At 67.7% G+C, this 20,081-nt stretch carries 20 protein-coding genes; 11 read left to right on the forward strand and 9 right to left on the reverse strand.

Annotated features, from left to right (window positions below; translation table 11 throughout):
* Positions 1-81: 81 nt before the first annotated feature.
* Together ACX80N_RS07970 and ACX80N_RS07975 are read right to left on the reverse strand one after the other, a co-directional pair.
* Positions 82-600: a gamma carbonic anhydrase family protein gene (locus tag ACX80N_RS07970; protein ID WP_105032422.1), complete on the reverse strand. Its 519-nt coding sequence runs from the start codon at positions 598-600 to the stop codon at positions 82-84.
* A 98-nt stretch (positions 601-698) separates the two neighbouring features.
* Positions 699-3,146 carry a glycosyltransferase family 2 protein gene (locus ACX80N_RS07975; RefSeq protein WP_459338952.1) on the reverse strand — a complete coding sequence of 816 codons (2,448 nt, stop codon included), beginning with the start codon at positions 3,144-3,146 and terminating at the stop codon, positions 699-701.
* 201 nt (positions 3,147-3,347) lie between these two features.
* Here ACX80N_RS07975 and ACX80N_RS07980 point away from each other — a divergent pair, with 201 nt between their 5' ends.
* A complete protein-coding gene (locus tag ACX80N_RS07980; protein ID WP_459338953.1) occupies positions 3,348-4,910 on the forward strand; it encodes a chitinase in 1,563 nt (520 codons plus the stop codon).
* 121 nt (positions 4,911-5,031) lie between these two features.
* On the opposite strand, the gene ACX80N_RS07985 is transcribed toward ACX80N_RS07980, so the two are convergent.
* The 6 genes from ACX80N_RS07985 to ACX80N_RS08010 all read right to left on the reverse strand — a co-directional run bounded on the left by ACX80N_RS07985 (position 5,032) and on the right by ACX80N_RS08010 (position 9,544).
* Complete coding sequence (locus tag ACX80N_RS07985) at positions 5,032-5,742, reverse strand: hypothetical protein (RefSeq protein WP_459338954.1); 711 nt, start codon at positions 5,740-5,742, stop codon at positions 5,032-5,034.
* 429 nt (positions 5,743-6,171) lie between these two features.
* Entirely contained in the window at positions 6,172-6,747 is a 576-nt protein-coding gene (locus ACX80N_RS07990; protein ID WP_459338955.1) for a DUF7010 family protein, read from the reverse strand.
* A 169-nt stretch (positions 6,748-6,916) separates the two neighbouring features.
* Positions 6,917-7,801, reverse strand: a complete 885-nt coding sequence (locus ACX80N_RS07995; protein ID WP_105032418.1) for an NAD-dependent epimerase/dehydratase family protein — start codon at positions 7,799-7,801, stop codon at positions 6,917-6,919.
* Entirely contained in the window at positions 7,798-8,649 is an 852-nt protein-coding gene (locus tag ACX80N_RS08000; protein WP_459338956.1) for an oxidoreductase, read from the reverse strand. Before ACX80N_RS08000 ends, ACX80N_RS07995 begins: the two co-directional genes overlap by 4 nt.
* A 93-nt stretch (positions 8,650-8,742) precedes the next feature.
* On the reverse strand, positions 8,743-8,973 hold the full coding sequence (locus ACX80N_RS08005) for a hypothetical protein (protein ID WP_105032416.1): 231 nt from the start codon (positions 8,971-8,973) through the stop codon (positions 8,743-8,745).
* 109 nt (positions 8,974-9,082) lie between these two features.
* The gene (locus tag ACX80N_RS08010; RefSeq protein WP_459338957.1) at positions 9,083-9,544 is read right to left on the reverse strand and encodes a Fur family transcriptional regulator; all 462 of its coding nucleotides are present in this window, start codon (positions 9,542-9,544) and stop codon (positions 9,083-9,085) included.
* Between the two features lie 74 nt (positions 9,545-9,618).
* Between ACX80N_RS08010 and ACX80N_RS08015 the strand changes: the two genes are divergently transcribed.
* From ACX80N_RS08015 to ACX80N_RS08035, 5 genes are all read left to right on the forward strand, one after another.
* On the forward strand, positions 9,619-11,280 hold the full coding sequence (locus tag ACX80N_RS08015) for a catalase (protein WP_459338958.1): 1,662 nt from the start codon (positions 9,619-9,621) through the stop codon (positions 11,278-11,280).
* A 100-nt stretch (positions 11,281-11,380) separates the two neighbouring features.
* Positions 11,381-12,487, forward strand: coding sequence for a spore photoproduct lyase family protein (locus tag ACX80N_RS08020; protein WP_459338959.1), 1,107 nt, complete (start codon positions 11,381-11,383; stop codon positions 12,485-12,487).
* A 99-nt stretch (positions 12,488-12,586) separates the two neighbouring features.
* A complete protein-coding gene (locus ACX80N_RS08025) occupies positions 12,587-13,288 on the forward strand; it encodes a TetR/AcrR family transcriptional regulator (RefSeq protein ID WP_459338960.1) in 702 nt (233 codons plus the stop codon).
* Between the two features lie 163 nt (positions 13,289-13,451).
* Positions 13,452-13,919, forward strand: a complete 468-nt coding sequence (locus tag ACX80N_RS08030) for a carboxymuconolactone decarboxylase family protein (protein WP_459338961.1) — start codon at positions 13,452-13,454, stop codon at positions 13,917-13,919.
* Between the two features lie 121 nt (positions 13,920-14,040).
* Positions 14,041-15,444, forward strand: a complete 1,404-nt coding sequence (locus ACX80N_RS08035) for an NAD(P)/FAD-dependent oxidoreductase (RefSeq protein ID WP_459338962.1) — start codon at positions 14,041-14,043, stop codon at positions 15,442-15,444.
* A gap of 53 nt (positions 15,445-15,497) precedes the next feature.
* Here ACX80N_RS08035 and ACX80N_RS08040 read toward each other — a convergent pair whose 3' ends face one another.
* Positions 15,498-16,580, reverse strand: a complete 1,083-nt coding sequence (locus ACX80N_RS08040) for a TerC family protein (protein WP_459338963.1) — start codon at positions 16,578-16,580, stop codon at positions 15,498-15,500.
* A gap of 205 nt (positions 16,581-16,785) precedes the next feature.
* Here ACX80N_RS08040 and ACX80N_RS08045 point away from each other — a divergent pair, with 205 nt between their 5' ends.
* From ACX80N_RS08045 to ACX80N_RS08065, 5 genes are all read left to right on the forward strand, one after another.
* Positions 16,786-17,487, forward strand: a complete 702-nt coding sequence (locus ACX80N_RS08045; protein WP_459338964.1) for a histidine phosphatase family protein — start codon at positions 16,786-16,788, stop codon at positions 17,485-17,487.
* Between the two features lie 15 nt (positions 17,488-17,502).
* Complete coding sequence (locus ACX80N_RS08050; RefSeq protein ID WP_459338965.1) at positions 17,503-18,057, forward strand: DUF3090 domain-containing protein; 555 nt, start codon at positions 17,503-17,505, stop codon at positions 18,055-18,057.
* Complete coding sequence (locus ACX80N_RS08055) at positions 18,057-18,824, forward strand: SCO1664 family protein (protein ID WP_459338966.1); 768 nt, start codon at positions 18,057-18,059, stop codon at positions 18,822-18,824. The genes ACX80N_RS08050 and ACX80N_RS08055 overlap by 1 nt, the downstream gene beginning before the upstream one ends.
* A gap of 215 nt (positions 18,825-19,039) precedes the next feature.
* Positions 19,040-19,210, forward strand: a complete 171-nt coding sequence (locus ACX80N_RS08060; RefSeq protein ID WP_459339045.1) for a DUF5808 domain-containing protein — start codon at positions 19,040-19,042, stop codon at positions 19,208-19,210.
* Between the two features lie 345 nt (positions 19,211-19,555).
* Positions 19,556-19,996, forward strand: coding sequence for a hypothetical protein (locus ACX80N_RS08065; RefSeq protein WP_459338967.1), 441 nt, complete (start codon positions 19,556-19,558; stop codon positions 19,994-19,996).
* Positions 19,997-20,081: the final 85 nt, after the last annotated feature.

Consider the following 20,081-nt stretch of genomic DNA (forward strand, 5'->3'; position numbering starts at 1 on the left):
AGCCCGACGCATCGCACCACACGGGAGCCCCGGGCCCGGAAGGTCACCGGGGCTCCTGTGTGATGCAGGGCCACTGCCCGGTCAGGTCGTCGACGCCGCCCGGTGCTCCTGCGCCAGGCTCCTGTACTGCTCGGCGTTCGCCTTCACGCCCTCCACCTCGTCATCGGTGAGCTCCCGGCGGACCTTGGCGGGGACGCCGGCAACGAGCGACCGCGGCGGGACCACTGTGCCCTCGAGGACCACCGCTCCCGCTGCGACCAGCGATCCCGTCCCGATGACCGCGCCGTTCATGACCGTGGCGCTCATCCCGATGAGGCAGTCGTCCTCGATGGTGCAGCCGTGCACCACGGCGCCGTGTCCCACGCTGACCCGGTCGCCGATGACCGCCGGATACCCGGGGTCGGCGTGGACCACGACGTTGTCCTGCAGGTTGGTGCCTTCCCCCACCCGGATGGGTGTGGTGTCCGCGCGGACCGTGGCGCCGTAGAAGACGCTCGAGTGTCCGCCCAGAACCACGTCGCCGATCAGCGTCGCCGTCGCAGCGACGAACACCGTCTCGTCCACGCGGGGTGTGTTCCCGCGGAAGGGGATGAGGCTCATGCCGGCACCAGCTTTCGGTCGATCATCCGGCGGCCCCGACCGGGACGCCTCGCGAGCAACCAGTCAACCAGCCACTCGCAGATCAGTCATCCTCCTGCCTACCGCACACCGGCCCGACGGCGCCGGTCATTGCCCGAGCGCAGGTCCCGGTTCAGGCGCCGGTCGCCGTGGTACAGGATCGACTCCCAGTCCGCCTCCGCGGCGGTCTTCGGGACGACCTTCGACTCCTCGACCTTCTTCACCCGCGGCGCCACGTACAGCCAGTTCAGGACGCCGAGCCACATGTCCACGAGCGAGTTCTTGATCCCGATGTAGGCGCGGATGGCACCGGCGGCCAGGACGGCGTTCAGGGCGGCGAAGACGGCGTTGCCCCAGTTCCTCTCCATCACGTCCCGGGCGAGCGTGAGCAGCGAGAACGCCACGATGGCGTACGGGATCACCACGTAGAGACCCGGCGCCGCGGTGCGGTCCTTGACCTTCGGCGTGCGCACGAAGGGGATTTTCTCCCCCGTGAACGCCTGCTGGATGGACTTCAGCACCCCGGCGAGATTGACCGGCAGCAGCACCAGATTGAAGCCGTAGATCCGGAAGATGTCCGAGAAGCGGTGCCCGCAGTCCCGCAGGTCGCTGCCCATCGCCAGGAAGTACGGGGCTGCGGCGAGGAACACGACGGGGCTCAGCAGCCGGCTGTCGTACGGATACGCCAGCAGGAACAGCAGCCCGAAGCTCGCCCACGCGATCGACGCCATGTAGTTCACGCGCAGCAGCACCTCGCGGGCGAGCACCTGCTCGCGGAGGTGACGGCGTCGTCGTAGCTGGTTCCACAGCTTCGGCAGGATCAGCAGCCCGCCGTTCGCCCAGCGCCGGCGCTGGACCACGAGGGACCCGAAGTCCGGCGGGGTGGCGCTGTAGCTGAGGCGCTCGGGGTAGTTCATGAGAGTCCACCCGTGGGTGCCGAGGTCCACGCTGGACTCGGTGTCCTCGATGACCGTGCGGTCCTGGATGTAGGTCTTGATCTCGAAGCCGCCCACGTTCTCGACCTCCACGATGTCCTCCACCGCCCGCTTCCGGATGACGGCGTTGGCGCCCACCCAGAAGGTGGCCCCGTAGTAGGACTTGCCCTGATGCAGGATGTGCTGGATGTCCGTCGTCGCGCCCGCCACCCGCTCGATGCGCGTGGGCGCACCCCGGAAGGACGAGTACGGGGTCTGCGTGACGGCGATCCGCTCGTTGCCGGGCGATTCCAGCAGGTACACCAGCCGCACGCAGTAGTCGCGCAGCAGCAGGGAGTCGGCGTCGAGCGTGAGCAGATAGGTGGAGTCGGGCACGTCCAGGACGTCGTCGCCCTCCGGCTCCTCCCCGTCCGCGAGCGGACGCAGCACCATGCCGGTGGCCACCTCCTCCTTCCGCCACCGCTGGCCCATGAGCGAGATGTAGGCGTTGAGGTTCATGGCCTTGTTCGCCTCGTGCGAGAGGGACGCGTAGGCCTTCCGCTCGAACGTCTCGAGCCGCGTGTTGAAGATCCGCACGAGCCGCAGGTACTGCTCGCGGATACGATCGGGCCGCGGGCACTGCTCCTGCACCAGTGCGGCGTCGAGCGCGTACATGGTCAGGCGGAGCTCGCGCGCGAGTCCCATGATCACGAGGTCCACGAAGAACTCGTCCACGTGGTCCTCAACCGTCTCGGCGTCGGCCATGTCCTCGAGCCACAGGGCGGCGGACTCGTACGCCGCGATGAGCGGAGGCAGGTCGTCGCACGACGGCGGGGCGTCGGCGCCACGTGCGGCGAGGTCCGCCTCGAATGCGGCCAGCGCAGCGGTGGCCCGCGTGGACGGTTCGAGGAGGGCCGACTCGATCTCGAAGGACAGCGCCCGCGTGGCGTCGAGCCGCTGCCGGATCACGGGATCCGTGGGGTGTGGCGGATCGTCGAGGAGGAGCACCACGCGGATGTTCGGGAACTCCTGCAGCGCCGCGGACCAGAGCGTGGCACGCACGACGGCGGGCTCCTCGGCGTAGGAGGGCACCAGCACGGTGATGCCCTCCTCGTGGTGCGCGAAGTGGCGGTCCAGCTCGCCGCGCGGCACGCGCCGGTGGTCCCGGAACCGGTACAGCGCACCCTGCCGCGCCAGCAGGTACATCAGCGCGGAGAACGTCAAAAAGGTGACGACGATCAGGTACGACGCCGCCTCGATCTGGAACCGGAACCCTGCGTCCGGGTTGTTGGCGAACTGCCGCAGGATCGTCGTGACGATGTACGTGAGCCAGGCCAGCACCGTCACCGCGATACCGATCCGGCCAAGGGCGATCTTCCGCGACGACGGCGTGGGGTGCACGATCGACAGCGGCTCGGAGCGCCGCTCGGCACCCCACTGCCGCCGCCGGGCCGGCGCGGTGACCGTGGCAGCCACGGCCACCTGCTCGCGGACCGTTTCGGCAGCATCCGACGACGGCGCAGCAGTCGCCCGGGTGCCCGCGGCTGAGCCGCTCCGGGCACGTGCCCATCGGCGGGGCGTGGCGGACGCGGTGGCATCGCTGTGTCTGGACATGGCTACCTCTGCACTCAGCGGACGGGTGGACACACGGCGTCGCCCCCGCGACATGCAGCGCCACTGTCTACCGTCGGATCGCTCGCCGTCGGCGTTAGGCGAAAGAATGACGTGGGCCATAATTTCCCTTACGCTTCAAGCGTCTCGCGCACCTGGGGTGCGCTCTTTCGCCTCGTTCGAGGCTGTTCTCCTGGGGTCCATGTGTCTGCACGCTTTCCCGGCCGGAAGCTCTCCGTCCTCCGCCTCTCACTCCTGTCCGTCGTCGTCGGTGGTCTCGCCGTCGGCGGGCTGACCGGCTTCGACCGCTGGGAGGATGCCCGCGCCGCGGAGAGCACGGGCGCGTTCTTCGCGGGGTACGTGGACGTCACCGCTACGCCGTCCTACGAGTTCGAGGACCCGGCGGCCGGGATCGGCGGCAGCGCGGTGCTGTCCTTCGTCGTGGCGTCCAAGACCGAGCCGTGCACGCCGTCCTGGGGCACCTTCTACGGGCTCGACGAGGCCGAGGCCGCGCTGGACCTGGACCGTCGCGTCGCACGGCTCGCGCAGGACGGCGGCGAGGTCATCGTGTCCTTCGGCGGACTCCTCAACGACGAGCTGGCCACCGCCTGCACGGATCCGGAGGACCTGGAGGACGCGTACGCACAGGTCATCGACCGGTACAAGCTCTCGACCGTGGACCTCGACATCGAGGGCGAGAACCTGAAGGACACCGCCGCGGGCAAGCGCCGCGCCGAAGCCCTCGCCGCCCTGCAGGCCGAACGCGCCGGTGGCGACACGCCGCTCAACGTCTGGCTGACCCTGCCGGTCGCGCCCTCCGGGCTGACCACGGACGGAACCGCCGCCGTCGCGCAGTTCCTCGAGGCAGGCGTGGACCTAGCCGGGGTGAACGTCATGACGATGGACTACGGCGGAAGCCGCCCCGAGGGCACGAGCATGCTGACGGCGTCCCAGAACGCCGCCGACGCCACCCACCGCCAGCTGCAGGTGCTGTACAAGCGGGCGGGTATCGACATCGGGCCGCAGGCGGCCTGGCGGAAGATCGGGTTGACGCCGATGATCGGGCAGAACGACGTCAAGGGCGAGGTCTTCACGCTCGACGACGCCAAGGCCTTCAACACCTTCGCCATCGAGCGCGGGGCGGGCCGGATGTCCATGTGGTCGCTGAACCGCGATGCCACGTGCAGCGAGAACTACGCGGACACCACCGTGGTCTCGGACTCGTGCAGCGGGATCGACCAGGAGGGCCTGTCCTTCGCCGCGCTCCTCGGCGCCGACTTCGAGGGCCGGGCCTCGACCCTCGCCGAGGAACCCGTGGTCGAGGAGTCACCCGCCGCCCTGGTCGAGGACGATCCCGAGACGAGCCCCTACCCCATCTGGTCCGATGTCGGCACGTACCGCGAGGACGACCGCGTGGTGTGGCACGGCAACGTGTACACGGCGAAGTACTGGACGCAGGGCGACCTGCCGGACGATCCCGTGCTGCAGGCGGAGGAGACCCCGTGGACGCTGCTGGGTCCGGTGCTCCCGAACGAGCGCCCCGTCCCGGCGGTCACCGCACCGGCCGGCCTGTTCCCCGCGTGGGATCCGAAGGCGGTGTACGAGAGGGGCGACAGGATCCTGGTGGACGGCCGCGTCTTCGAGGCGAAGTGGTGGAGCCAGAGCGACAGCCCGGAGGCGGCGGAGCAGGGCTCGGACGCCTCGCCGTGGCAGAAGCTCGACGACGCGGCGGTGCTGAGGATCGTCGAGCAGAAGTCGGGCTCCTGACCGGTCAGTCTCTTGCCGCAAGGATTCGGATCCGGCAGGGGGAACGCGAGTGCCTGGTGACCGACCATGATCTACAAGCTGGCGTGAGCGGAGATGGCACCATGCACGCAGATCAGCAGAATCACCTCCCGGCCCCTTCTGTAGGGGTGGGAGGTGGAACAGTCGAGGAGTGGGCTGGTGCAGTCAGACGATCGGGGTCACCAGATGCGCCCGGAGCCGTCACAGGGTTCCAGAACCGGTCGATCGCGAAGTTGGCTTCGGGACGATAGTCGTTCCTCGCGTAGGAGTCGAAGTAAGCTGCGTGCTCCTTCGAATCGAAGAGATAGCCGGCTTCGTTCCACACTCGGAGTATGAAATGAGTAGCATCCGCCGGGTTGTATTCGATGGACCACTGCTGTCCGTCGAGCAGGACTCCCTCCTGACGGAGTTGGTCGTCCGTGGGCCCATTACCCCCTGAGGGGGAGGAATGGACCCGAATAAGTACCTCCCAGAGGGCCTCCGCTGTGGCTGTGTCGACCGCTGTTTCAGGGTTCTCGCGAAACGGTACCAACGTTGAGGTCGGGGTCGAAGGACCTTTCCGGCTGGTGAAGGCCGTAATTTCGGTCTGATACGTCCATGCTTGAGGGTGCCAAACGGCCACGACGTAGGTTCCTTCTACCATCGTCTCGTACGACACCTCGAACCCGGCGGGCACCGTGAATCCCTCCATATAGGCGAAGGCATCCTCGAGACTGGAGAAGCGACCCCCTCCTGGGCCAGAGTCCGTGTAGAGGCTAGCCGCCATACCGTCAAAAGCCCTCGCGATGCTCTTGACCCACTCGTCCAGGTACAAGCTCTCCCGAACCGCGTCGGCATTGCTATGGTGCTGATCCGTACCTGCCGTAGAAGTACTGCTTGGGGAAGCAGCCGAAGTAGACGCGGTAGGTGTGGTTGACGCAGTAGCAGATCCGGAGGCGGCACTGACAGAGGGGTCGGGGGCTCCGGTAGCTGTCGTTGCTGACGAGGCAGTGGAGGGAGGCGTTTCCCCATCGCCGGAGACGAACGAGCAAGCCGAGAGGCAGGCTGCGAAAGATAATGCGATGACTACTTGTCTCCCTCGAGCGCGCATGAGAGTCCCGTCTAACGTGAAACCGTCTTTTCGAGCGCACCCAGGTGCGCCAATCATGCCACCTCACGAGTGCATTGGGCAGGTCCGATGTGGTGAGGTTTATTGCCCGACTGGGCCACGTCCAGTGATAGGTTGCCGCCGACTCCTGACCGGTCAGGCTCGCGTTCGTGGCGCGAAGGCCCCGAGGCTGTAGGCGAGGACGAGGCATGCCATCGCCACCCCGGAGGCGACGGCGGCCACCAGTGCACTCGTCGACGTCCCGATGAGCAGGCCCGCACCGCCGAGGAGCATCAGGGTCCCGCCCAGCGTGTAGAACATGCGTTCCTTGAAGGCCCACGCGAAGGGCAGGAAGTGCACCCCGACCACGAGGGCGATCAGCGCCGGCCGGAGTTCCGCGACTCCTGCAGCCTCGAGCAGTCCGGAACCGGCCGCGATGACGGCGAACTCGGCGATCACGCACAGGACATAGACGCCGATCTGCCATCCCCGGGCGGGGACGAACGGACCCAGGGGACGCGGAGCCACGAACAGGAACCAAAGCGTGGCCGCCACCACGGCGAGAACCAGGACGCGGGCGCCCATAGCCACCGGTCCGGTGGAATCCGAGGTGTAGGAGAAGACGAACACGCAGGCGCCCACCAGCCCGATCAGTGCCCCGAATCGTCGCGGGTCGGCGAAGCGCGGAGGAGTGCCTTCGGAACGGGGGCGCCGGGCTGTATCGACGATCATGGCCCCAGCCTCCCAGAGAGGGAGGCGGAACAACACCCTCGGCGCAGAACCCGGGCGGTCAGCTCCGCATGGGGACGAGCCCCACCGGCTACCGCACCGCCCTCGGATCAGCTCGAGGAGACAGCTCGTGATCGGCGCGACGTGCTGCTGGGCGCCTCGTGCTCGCGGTCTACCTGGTGAGGGTCTTCCCCTCCGCGTCGAGGTAGTCGCGCCAGGACCGCTTGGGTTCCCAGCCGAGCATCCTCTGCGCCTTCTTGCTGGAGATACCCGAGGCGTCCGTCCGGTCCAGCTCGCGCAGTTCGATCCGGTCGCCGTAGTACTTCGCGAGGATCTCGGCGAAGTCGTAGCCGCCCACGTTGTCGGGGGAGGCGATGTAGAAGACCTCGTGGCCCGGCAGGTCCGATTCCGTGGCGAGCACGATGGCGTCCGCCAGGTCGTAGACGTCGATGTAGCTCCACAGGTTGGGGCTCAGCACCGAGGCGTCCCGGATCTGCGGGCCCAGGTTGTGCTCGTAGTTGCCCTCGAACTGCACCCAGCAGGGCCGGATGGAGATGCACCGGATGTCCGCCCGACGGGTCGCGGCGTCCATGAGCTGCTCGCCGAAGTGCTTGGACAGGGCGTAGGGGTCCTGCGGGCGGATGGGGTGCTCCTCGTCCACCGGCGCGTAGTCGGGCAGGAAGTCGCGCTCGGGGAAGAAGAACCCGGGGACGGTCTCACTCGAGATGTAGACGAAGCGCTTCACACCGAAGCGGATGGCCGCTTCGAGGACGTTGAAGGTGGCCATCATGTTGGTCTGGAACACCACATGGGGCGGGTTGCCCGTCGGTTCGGGGATCGCGGCGATATGCACGACGGCGTCAGCGCCGTGGACCACGGCGTAGGCCTCCCCCGCGTCGGTGAGGTCAGCCATCGTGTACCGGGGCGCATCGCCGGTCTTCCGTTCGAAGCCCGGTCGGGTGAGATCAGTGGCGTGCACCTCGTGGCCCGCGTCGATCATCGCCTGGGTCGTGGCGCGACCGACCTTCCCGTGGGCGCCGGTGATCAGGACCTTCATGGTGTCTCCTCGGATTGATGTGTGTCGACCCCGGTGCTCTCGCTGATCTCCCGCCATTCCTCGAGCGAGGCGAGCTGAGCCCGCAGGACGTCGGTGTGGGCGGAGGTCGCGTCCGCCCCGAGCACGAGCACCTCGGGGGTGTCGTCGGATTCCACCGCGGTGATGATGGCTGCCGCTGCCTTGGCGGGGTCGCCGGGCTGCGTGCCGTGGCTGGTGTCGTTCTCCTTGCGGCGCTTGCCGGCGGTCTCGGCGTAATCGTCGATGGCTTCCGGGGACTGCTGGAGGGACCGGCCGGAGAAGTCCGTCCTGAACCCGCCGGGTTCCACCACCATCGCCGTGATACCCAGGGGTTCGAGTTCCTTGCGCAGCGATCCGGTGAGCCCCTCGACCGCGGACTTCACGGCCGCGTAGTACCCCGAACCGGCGGGGGTGATCCTCGCGCCGATGGAGGACAGGTTGACGATGGTGCCCGAGCGGCGGGACCGCATCTGGGGCAGGACGGCCTTGATCGCATCCACGGTGCCGAAGAAGTGCGTGTCGAACAGGGTGCGCACGTCGCCGTCGTCGCCCTCCTCCACGGCGGCGCGGTACCCGTACCCGGCGTTGTTCACCAGCACGTCGATCCCGCCGAACGCCTGGGTCCCCCGTGCGATCGCCGCGCGCACCTGGTCGGGGTCGGTGACATCGAGGGACAGGGCCAGCGCCGCATCAGGGTACGGGGCTGCGAGGTCCTCCACCGTCGCGGCATCGCGGGCCGTGACCACCACGTTGTTCCCGCGCTGCAGGGCGGCCTCGGCGAGCGCGCGTCCGAGTCCCGTCGAGCAGCCGGTGATCAGCCACGTGGCCATGATGCCTCCTCCGAAGCGCCGGCGCCCTGCCGGCTACGGGTCCAGTCAACGTCATGGGCAGGGTTTGTGCACCACTTGCGACGGAATGGGCTGCTAGCCCATGTAGGTGTAGGAGCCGCCGGATACCGGGCGGGGTGCCGCGGTGGTGACGTAGCCGCTGCAGGCGGCGGAGGTGGGCCTGCGCGAGGTGTAGGTGCCCGTCGTCGCCTCGTTCCGCGGCGTCCTGCGCGCCGTCGTGACGTAGCTCCCTGCGGAGGGGACGGGCACCATGCTGCTGCCGGAGGTAGGGCGGATGTCGGTGCGGGTGGAATCGATGAGGGTCATGATGTCTTCCTTGTCGGTAGATCCGGGCATGACGGCATGAGGACGCGAGAATGTATGCCCGGAAGGGAGGCGCCGGACCCTGATGGGTCGACGCCTGGGTGGTATGGATTTAGTCGTCGTCGGTGGACGCGGCCGTGCGGCATTGCTCGCACAGGCCGTTGAACGTCACTTCGGCGGCGAAGATGGTGAAGCCGGAATCGTCCGATGGTTCCAGGCAGGGTGCCTGCCCGATCACGCAGTCGACGTCCCGGACGGTCGCGCACCGAATGCAGACAAGATGGTGGTGGTTGTCCCCCACCCTGCACTCGAACAGGGCCGGTGACCCCGGAGGGTCGAACCGGCGGACCAGCCCGGCGCCCGTGAACGCCGCGAGGATTCCGTAGACGGCCTGTGGGGACGTGCTCGAGAGCTCGTCCTTCACGCCGTCGAACACGCGCTCGGCGCTCGAGTGCGGAAGCTGCTGCAGGGCGCGCAGCACAGCGACCCGGGGCGCTGTCACCTTCAGCCCCGATGCACGGATCATCTGCCGGAGCAGATCCGTGTCGGAGAGGGAAGAAGGTGCGGTGGGCATGGATAACACTGTACCGTTTGTTTTGAACTACTCAAAACAAACCGTTGTTGAGAGTCCGTTGTGAGGAGCACCGAATGACCGATGTCGCCAGCCAGCCGCCCGCCGAAGGGGACGACCGTCCCGTCCTGACCAACCGCCAGGGCCACCAGGTCTACGACAATCAGAACTCCCGTACGGTCGGGGCCCGCGGCCCGGCGACCCTCGAGAACTACCAGTTCCTCGAGAAGATCACCCACTTCGACCGCGAGCGCATCCCGGAGCGCGTCGTCCACGCCCGCGGATTCGTGGCCTACGGCGATTTCGAGGCCACGGGCATGGTCGGCGACGAGCCGATCGCCACCTACACCCGGGCCAAGCTGTTCTCCGAGCCCGGCAAGAAGACCGACGTCGCCATCCGCTTCTCCTCCGTCATCGGCGGCCGTGACTCGTCCGAGGCCGCCAGGGATCCCCGCGGCTTCGCCGTCAAGTTCTACACGGAGGACGGCAACTGGGACCTGGTGGGCAACAACCTCGCCGTGTTCTTCATCCGCGACGCCATCAAGTTCCCCGACGTCATCCACTCCCTGAAGCCGGACCCCATCACGTTCCGGCAGGAGCCCGCGCGCATCTTCGACTTCATGTCGCAGACCCCCGAGTCGATGCACATGCTCGTCAACCTCTTCAGCCCGCGCGGCATCCCGGCGGACTACCGCCACATGCAGGGCTTCGGCGTCAACACCTACAAGTGGGTCAACGCCGACGGCGACACCAAGCTCGTGAAGTACACGTGGCAGCCGCAGCAGGGCGTCAAGAGCCTGACCGAGGAGGACGCCGCCAACATCCAGGCGACCGACCTCGGCCACGCCTCGAAGGACCTCTTCGAAGCGATCGAGCGCGGCGACTACCCCAAGTGGGACCTGTACGTGCAGCTCATGGAGGACGGCGACCACCCGGAGCTCGACTTCGACCCGCTCGACGACACGAAGACCTGGCCCGAGCAGGACTTCGAGCCCAAGCTCGTGGGCACCATGACCCTGAACCGCAACGTCTCGGACCACCACAACGAGAACGAGCAGATCTCCTTCGGCACGGGCGTGCTCGTGGACGGACTGGACTTCTCGGACGACAAGATGCTCGTGGGCCGGACCTTCAGCTACAGCGACGCCCAGCGCTACCGCGTCGGCCCGAACTACTTGCAGCTGCCCGTGAACTCGGCGAAGAACGCGTCCGTCCACACCAACCAGAGCGGCGGGCAGATGTCCTACGCGAGGGACCTCGCTCCCGGGCAGAACCCCCACGTCAACTACGAGCCCTCCATCACCGGCGGCCTCCGCGAGGGCGAGTACCCCACGCACGACGACCAGGGTCCCGAGATCCAGGGGCGGCTGACGCGCAAGCGCATCCCCCTCACCAACGACTACCTGCAGGCGGGTCAGCGCTACCAGCTGCTCGAGCAGTGGGAGAAGGACGACCTCGTGGGCAACTTCGTCACGCTCATCGGGCAGGCGGCACGCGCGGTGCAGGAGCGCATGGTCTGGCACTTCTACTTCGTGGACGACGAGCTCGGAGCCCGCGTGGGCGAGGGCCTGGGTATCGGTCTCGACGAGGTCAAGGACCTGCCGCCGCTGGCCAGCCAGACCCTGTCCGACGACGAGCTGGCCCGCCTGAAGAACCTGGGCAACAACGGTCCGCGGAACGTCGAGGGCCTCACCATGACGCACTGCGTGCCCAACGAGCACGTCGTCGTCACCCGCTAGACAGCCGCTCTAACAGCAGCTCGAACAGCCGCTGGAACAGGGACGGCGGGTCGGTTCCCACGGAACAGACCCGCCGTCCTCGGTGTTGTACAGGGTAATGATGACAGCCCAGGAACTGGACCTGACCACCCTCTCTCCTACCCGCCTGTGGATCCCTAAACACGTGATGATCACGCAGGCTGCAGCCGAACTCCCGCACACCGCCGAGATCGTCCGTCGGTGCGAGCGCGCCGGGGTCGACGACATCCGGTTCCTGTCCGGGAACGCCCTGACGGGCCTCCGCGGCGCCACCGAGCGCGAGACGTACGCGTCCGCGAAGAACACGCTCGCGGTGGTCGTCGCTCCGCCCAGTGCCCTCAAGCCGCAGCCGATCCCGCCGAGCGCCGACTGGCGGATCGACCTCGCCAAGGGGTGCCCTGCCCACTGCCAGTACTGCTATCTCGCCGGATCCCTGCAGGGCCCGCCGGTGACCCGCGCGTACGCCAACCTCGACGACGTCCTGGACGGCATCCGCACGCACGCCGGCAGGGGGTCCGTCACCCGCGGGACCATCGAGCGAGGGGACGAGGGGACGACGTTCGAGCTGTCCTGCTACACCGATCCCCTCGGCATCGAGAGCGTCACCGGCTCCCTCGCCGCTGCGATCTCCCGCGTCGGCGCGGGTGAGTTCGGGAACGACGTCCAGCTGCGCTTCACCACCAAGTTCGACGACGTCGGTGAACTCGTGACCCTCGACCACGGGCGCCGTACCCGCATCCGCTTCTCCGTCAACGCCGCCGAGGTGGCCAACCGCTTCGAGGGCGGCACGGCGCGCATGCCCGCGCGCCTCGCCGCTCTCCGCGCGATGGCGACCGCCGGCTACCGGGTGGGCCTGACCATCGCCCCGATCATGCCCATTCCCGGCTGGCGGGAGCAGTACGGGGCACTGCTCGACGACGTCGCCGCGGCCGTCGCCGGCATCGAGGACCTCGATCTCACGGCGGAGATCATCACGCACCGCTTCACCCCCGCCAGCAAGGAGGTGCTGCTCGGGTGGTACCCGAGGACCAAGCTCGAGATGGACGAGGACCTGCGCAGCCAGAAGCGCTCGAAGTTCGGCGGCGTGAAGTACGTGTACCCGAAGCAGACCATGACCGAGATGCGCGGGTGGTTCACGGAGGAGCTGGAGCGGCGCCTGCCGGCCGCCAAGCTCCTCTACTGGACCTGACCCACACCGCGATGAGCGCCGATCATGCGTTCTCCCGGTTCACGTACAGGGTGTAATCTCGCCACTGCGAGGACCCGCGGGCGAGGATCGGGAGTTGCCATGACAGCGATCGACGGAGCATCCGGTGGACTGATGCCTGCAGCCCCCGGACGGCGGAGCATTCGGTCCGCACCCCGCAGCGGCGCCGATCCGGCGCACCCCCTGATCGCCTCACACGAGGCCGAGGTGAGGTCGCGGGTACTGAAGGCGGCCAGCACCCTGGTGGACCGCCTGACCTACGACGCCGTGACGATCGACGCCGTCGCCCGCTCCTCAGGCGTCAGCAAATCGACCCTCTACCGCTACTGGCCGAGCCGGCAGCTGCTGGTGCTGGAGGCCTTCACCTACAAGACCAACCTCCTCACCGACGTCGAGGACACCGGGGACGCCGAGCGCGACCTCCATGCCTACCTGGTGGCGCTCACATACTGCCTGAAGGTGGGCGGCGCGGCATCCACCGTCGCGAATCTGCTCGCCGAGGCGATCCACAGCGAGGACTTCGCCGCGCAGTTCCGGGAGACGCTGATCCGCGAACGCCGACAGGGATTCCTCGCGATCCTCCGGCGCGGTCAGCACCGGGGCCAGATCCGTCACGACGTCGACCTCGTGACCGTCGTCGACGCCGTCTACGGATCCATCCACCACCGGCTCATCGCAACGGGCCGGGACATCGACGGCGCCTTCCTCCGGAGCCTGACCCGCTTCGCGATCGACGGCACGGCCTCGGCCGCGTATGCGGCTGCTGTCCGCGCGAGGACCTGAGCACGCGCTGAGGGCTCTCAGCACCCGACCGGGGCGCACGAGGCCGCCCGGTGGAACGATCCATGCCACTTCGTCCCATTCCTTCGTCCGTCGCCGGTCTCCGGCGTGATGGTGGTTCCACCAGCAACCGCTGCTGGGACCACCACCCGAAGGACTGGACGTCATGACCACGAGAACCGCCGTCGCCCGCACCGATCTCGGTAGCCGACACCCCCAGCTGTACCGCGCACTGGCGCCGCTCGCGAGGCTCGCCGACAGGACCGCCATCGAGGAGGGCCTGTCACCAGTGCTCGTCGAACTCGTGAAGCTACGGGCCTCACAGGTCAACGGCTGCGCGTTCTGCCTCCGCCTCCACGCCACTGACGCCCTCGCCAAGGGCGAGACACCCATCCGCCTGAGCGTGCTCTCGGCCTGGCGCGAGAGCGAATACTTCACCGAGCAGGAACGCTCCGCGCTCGCCCTGACCGAGTACCTCACCCGGATCCAGGACGCACACCGCAACTCGGGGCTGTACGCCTCGGCAGCCGCGCACCTCACCTCGGGACAGATGTCCGCGGTGGCGTGGATCGTCATGGCCATCAACGCGTACAACCGGATCGCCATCAGCAGTGGCTACCGCGTCATCCCCTGACCCGGCCCCTCGACCGCCCCCCCTGCCCGAACACGCACATCCGCCGACATCGGCATCGGTGACGCAGCAACCGGACGGCGCACCAGGCGCCGGCACATCAGACAGAAATCGGAGGCGCATCATGCGCAGGATCCTCATCATCGGCGGCGGTTACGCCGGCTTCTACACCGCATGGAGGCTCGAGAAGTACCTGAACCCCGGCGAAGCACAGGTCACCCTCGTGGACCCGCTGCCCTACATGACCTACCAGCCGTTCCTTCCCGAAGTGCTCGCCGGCTCCATCGAGGCCCGCCACAGCGTCATCGTCCATCGTCGACACCTGAAGAAGACACGCATGGTCACCGCGAGGGTGGACTACCTCGACCACGCCCACCGGACGGCCACACTGCACTTCTCCGACGGACACAGCCGCCAGGAATCCTACGATGTCGTCGTCGTCACCGCCGGTGCCGTCACTCGCACCTTCCCCATCCCCGACATCGCCGATCAGGCGATCGGGGTGAAGAACATCGAGGAGGCGGTCCTCATCCGGGACACCCTGCTGCGTAACATCGACGCAGCGGCCGCCCTGCCGCCCGGTCCCGGACGGGAGAGACTCCTCACCGTGGTGTTCGTGGGAGGCGGGTATGCGGGCATCGAGGCCTTCGGCGAACTCCGGGCCCTCGCGACCGCCGCCCTGAAGAAGTACCCGGAGTTGACCCTCGCCGAGACGCACTTCCACCTCATCGAGGCCACCAGCCGGATCCTGCCGGAAGTCTCCGAGAAGACCAGCCGCTGGGTCCTGCGGCACCTCGCCGACCGCCAGGCCTTCATCCACCTCTCGACACAGGTCACCTCCGCGACCGACCGGCGGATCACGCTGTCCACCGGTGAGACCCTCGACGCCGGACTGCTCGTCTGGACCGCAGGTGTCATCGCCAACCCCCGGATCACCAGGAACACCGACCTGCCGGTCGACGAGCGGGGCCGCATCATCGCTCGCGCCGACCTGCGCATCGGCTTCCCGGACGAGCCGATTGCTGACGCATGGACAGCCGGCGACAACGCAGCCATCCCGGATCTGACCGGGGGCGGTGTGGGCGGCTACACCGTCCCCAACGCCCAGCACGCCATCCGACAGGCCAAGCTCCTGGCCCGGAACATCCGCGACACGCTGCACGGCGGTGAGGCGCATGAGTACTTCCACCGCAACCTCGGAGCGGTCGCCACCCTGGGCCTCGGATCGGGCGTCTTCCAATCCGGACCGATCGTCGTCAAGGGCTTCCCGGCGTGGGTCATGCACCGCGGCTACCACGTTCTCGCCATCCCCACGTGGGAGAGGAAGTGGCGGGTGCTGTGGGGATGGTGGAACAACGTCTGGCTCGGGCGCGACACCGCCGGCCTACGCGGCCTGGAGACGCCGCGGGCGTCGTTCGAGGAAGCAGCCTCCTACAGCCGGCCGAACGCACCTCGGGCGGCCGGGCAGGACGGTCCTCTCAGCCGCCTGGTCTCGCTTCCAGGTCGTCACGAGGCACCGGCACCCTGACCACGGCGGACGCTCCCGGCAGCCAAAGCTGCCGGGAGCGTCCGATCGTTCAGCTACTTGCGTGCGGCCGCGCCGGTGCTCGCGTCGTCGTCGGCCTGGGGGTCCGCATCTTCGCCGTCAGGACCCGCGGCGGTCACCTGCTCGCCCTGCACCTGGTCGCGCTGGTTCCTGCCGCCGTCGCCCCGGGTCTTCAGCAGGCTCGCCACGGTGGCGACGGTGATGGTGGCGGCGATGAACAGCAGCGAGAACCAGATGGGGATCTCGGGCACCCAGAGCAGCGGTTCCCCGCCGTTGATGAAGGGCAGCTCGTTGACGTGCAGCGCGTGGAAGACGAGCTTCACGCCGATGAACCCGAGGATGACGGCGAGGCCCTGGGCCAGGTAGACCAGGCGCTCGAGCAGTCCGCCGATGAGGAAGAACAGCTGCCGCAGGCCCATGAGCGCGAAGGCGTTGGCCGTGAAGACGATGTACGCCTCGTTCGTCAGGCCGTAGATCGCGGGGATGGAGTCGACGGCGAAGATGAGGTCCACGAAGCCGATCGCGATGATGGTCAGCAGCATCGGGGTGGCGTAGCGCGTGCCGTCCTTCTTCACCGTGAGTTTGGCCTCGTGGTACTCGTCGGTGACGGGCAGCACGCGGCGGACGAGCTGCATGAACTTGCCGTTGGCGGGGTTGGACTCGTGGCTGCTGAAGGCCTGGCGGTAGGCGAGGACGAGCAGCAGGGCGCCGAAGATGTAGAAGATCCAGGAAAAGTTCTCGATCAGGCTCGCCCCGATGGCGATGAACCCGCCGCGGAGGATCAGGGCGATGATGATGCCGATCATCAGCACCTTCTGCTGGTACTTCTTCGGCACCGCGAAGCCGGTCATCACGATGAGGAACACGAAGAGGTTGTCGATCGACAGGGCCTTCTCGGTCAGGTAGCCGGCGAAGTACTCGCCGCCGAAGTCCCAGCCCGACACCACTCCTATGCCCACGCCGAACAGCAGGGCGAGACCGATGTAGAAGGCGGACCAGCGGGCGGATTCGCCGATGGTCGGTTCATGGGGTTTGCGCACGTGCACGAAGAACTCGTAGACGAAGAAGAGGACCGTCACGGCAAGGGTGATGAACCAGATCAGGGGTGTGACCTGCATGAGGGGGCTCCCAGGGGTAGGCGTCGGACATAGGCGCCAAGGTCTCCTCCGTCCGGCCGGAACCGGGACCGATGGCCCGGGATGCATCGCTGCATCCGTAGTGACGGGTCCATCGCAATCGGGAGTACTCCCCTTGATACGTCCATGCTAACGCATGGGATATCCTCCGTCATTCCCCGGTGTCGCGGATGGCTAGGCTGGGTGGATGGCCATAGTCATCCTCGTGCGGCACGGCCGCACCACAGCGAACGCCTCCGGACTCCTGGCCGGCCGGACCCCCGGCGTCAGCCTCGACGAGATCGGCCGCGACCAGGCGGCCGTGACCGGCGGCCGGCTCGCGGCCGTGCCCCTCGTCGGCGTGGTGTCGAGCCCTCTCGAGCGGTGCCAGCAGACCGCCCGGTTCATCCTCGACCGCCAGACCGGCGCCCCGCACGCGCCGCTCGACGCCGACCTCACCGAGTGCGACTACGGCCAGTGGCAGGGCCGCCTGCTCAAGGATCTCGCAGCCGAACCCCTGTGGTCGGTGGTGCAGTCGCAACCGTCCGCCGTCGTCTTCCCCGGCGGTGAGTCCATGGCCGCGATGCAGGCCCGGTCCGTGGCAGCCATCCGACGCCGTGATGTGGCCTTCGAAGCGGAGCACGGGCCCGGGGCCGTGTGGGCGGCGGTGAGCCACGGGGACATCATCAAGTCGATCCTCGCCGACGCGCTCGGTATGCACCTGGACCTGTTCCAGCGCATCGACGTCGGCCCCGCCTCCGTGTCGATCGTGCGCTACGGTGCCGGCCGGCCGACCGTCCACGCGACCAACACCGACGCCGGGGACCTGTCGTGGCTGGCGGCCAGCGCCCCCGTCGGCGATGCGCCGGTGGGCGGTGGCGCAGGGCACACGGCGCCGCCAACCCCGTGACCCTAAAATAGACCTATGCCTACAACTGTTCACGAGTTCGCCTGGCCTGACCGCGTCGTCATCGGCACCATCGGCGTTCCGGGGGAGCGCACGTTCTACCTGCAGGTACGGGCAGGGAAGCAGATCGTGAGTATCGCCCTGGAGAAGCAGCAGTCGGCCCAGCTCGCCGAGAAGATCGACGAGATCCTGGACCAGCTCGTCACCCTCGAGGGCAACCCCTTCAGCGTTCCCACGAGCACGCCCATCGAACTCGTCGACAACGACCAGCTCGAGTCGGTCGAGGAGCAGTTCCGCACCGGCGTCATGAGCCTGGGGTGGGACCCGACGACGGCGCAGATCGTCGTCGAGGCCTACCCGATCGCCGAGGTCGAGGCCGACGACGACGGCTTCCTCGCCGACGATGACGACGACGACGCCTCCGAGGTGCTGCGGGTGCGGATGCCGGTCGGTACCGCGCGAGCCTTCGCCAAGCGCACCCGGGAGGTCGTGGGTGCCGGGCGTCCGATCTGCGTCATCTGCGGGCACCCCATAGACGCCGACGGGCACACCTGCACCTTTCCCGAGGTCTGATGCCGGTGCCTGACCTGGTGACCGCCGAGCTGACGCTCACCGGGCGTATCACGACGGCGTCGAACGCCACGTTCCTGGGCAGCATCGGCGACACGGCGGTCGTGTACAAGCCGATCAAGGGTGAGAAGCCGCTGTGGGATTTTCCCGACGGCTTCCTGGCCCACCGGGAGGTGGCCGCTTATCTGGTGTCGGAGGCCTTCGGTTGGAACATCGTGCCGCGCACCTGGCTGCGCGATGGTCCGTTCGGTGAGGGAATGGTGCAGCTCTGGCAGGAGACGGACCCCGACCAGGACGCCGCGGACCTGGTCGCGGCGGACGACGTCCCGGAGACCGGCTGGAAGCAGGTCCTCGAAGGGCAGGACGAGAACGGGCGGATCGTCGCCCTCATCCACGAGGACACGCCGGCGCTGAGGCGCATGGCGGTGTTCGACGTGGTCGTCAACAATGCCGACCGCAAGGGCGACCACATCCTCGAGATGGCGGACGGGCACCGCTTCGGCGTAGACCACGGGCTCACCTTCCACAGCGATCACAAGCTGCGCACGGTGCTGTGGGGGTGGCTGGGTGAGGCGCTGACCGCCGAGGAGCTCGACGGCATCGACCGTGTTCGCGAAGGGCTGCGGGGTGAGCTGGGCCGGTACCTGGCGGAGTTGCTCACTGCCGGGGAGATCTCCTCACTCGCCGCGCGCTGTGCCGCCCTGCGCGCGACCGCGCGGTTCCCGGGCCCTCGAGGTGAGATGCCCGCGGTGCCCTGGCCGCTGTTCTAGGCCCACTGCGGTCAGGGGCCTCGCTCCCGCAGCTCAGATGCACCCAGTAGAGGCGTTTTTTGTGTGGCCGGTCCTGGTGAGCATTCTCGCAGCGGTCGTGATCGCGATGGTGATGTCCGGATGGTTTCGTCCGACATGAAACGACGAGCCGCTGCTGCCAATGTCGGCCAAGCAACGCAGAAGAGCAGGAGGACAGTCGGTGGCTCCCGGGCGGGATCCTCAACGACCCCGATGATCCGCAGATCATGGTGCCCAAACGCGAAGGCACCGGGTACGGGCTGACGATCAACATCGGCCACTGGAAGGGCAGAGCGAACATCGGCGGGTTTCTTGTCGTGTCCCTCGGACTGCCGTCACTCCTCATCCTCATCGCGCCCCCATCCTGAATCGCCGCCCGCCCTTGGGCCCTTCTGGTTGTGAGCCGTTCAGGGTGGAAGGCCTAGATGCGTGTATGTGTCTCGTCGAAGCTGCTTCCTAGGGCAGCCTTGAGAAGCGGCTGGAATTGGGTGCTGGCATGGACCGATGAAGAGGCGGGTTTGGTGGCCAGCCAGCTTCCCCTCCCCCGTTGTTTTGGCTGCTGGCGGAGCTTGCTGAGCTGTGGCCGACGGAGGTATGTCTACCCGCAGGGCAAGGAGCGGGAAATTCCTGGGGAAGATAAGCGACGCAGGACCGCTCAGGGGCTGGTAACGCTGGGTAGGCTCAGGAGGTGACTGGGGATCAGGGGACAGCAGATGTTTAGGACTCCCGTGCTGAGGGACCGCGCGAAGTACTTCATCTACCTGGGTATCTTCGTACCCACTGTCACGGTCAGGATGACCGAGGAAATCATGGGTGGCGGCGGCGCGCACGAGTACCTGATGGTGGTCTTCGGAGGCCTGCTGCTCTCGTGCCTGCTCGGCGTCATTCCGGGTCTCATCATGGAATGGCTGACCGAGTCCAAGAGCACCGCGATCATCGCCTGGGCAACCGGCCTATCGGCCGCCGCCTGCGTGAGTGCCAGCTACGGTGCGTTGAGCCTCGTCTGGGACAACGCCATCCACTACCCCGTATGGGTTCAGATCCTCTGTCTGGGAGCTGTGACCCTGTGCGTGTCCGCCGGCGTGGGCTACGCCCTGCGCGGCACCACCGTCCAAACCAGGCCCGCGCCGATCAAGAGCCGCCCGGCTGGGTAATCCGGTGAAAGAGGATCGGAGCTTCGGGGTCGATTCCCGTGATCGCCCAGCCGACGACGCCGCTGCCGCCGCCGCCGCCGATGGA

It is taken from the genome of Arthrobacter sp. MDT2-16, from assembly GCF_054510925.1.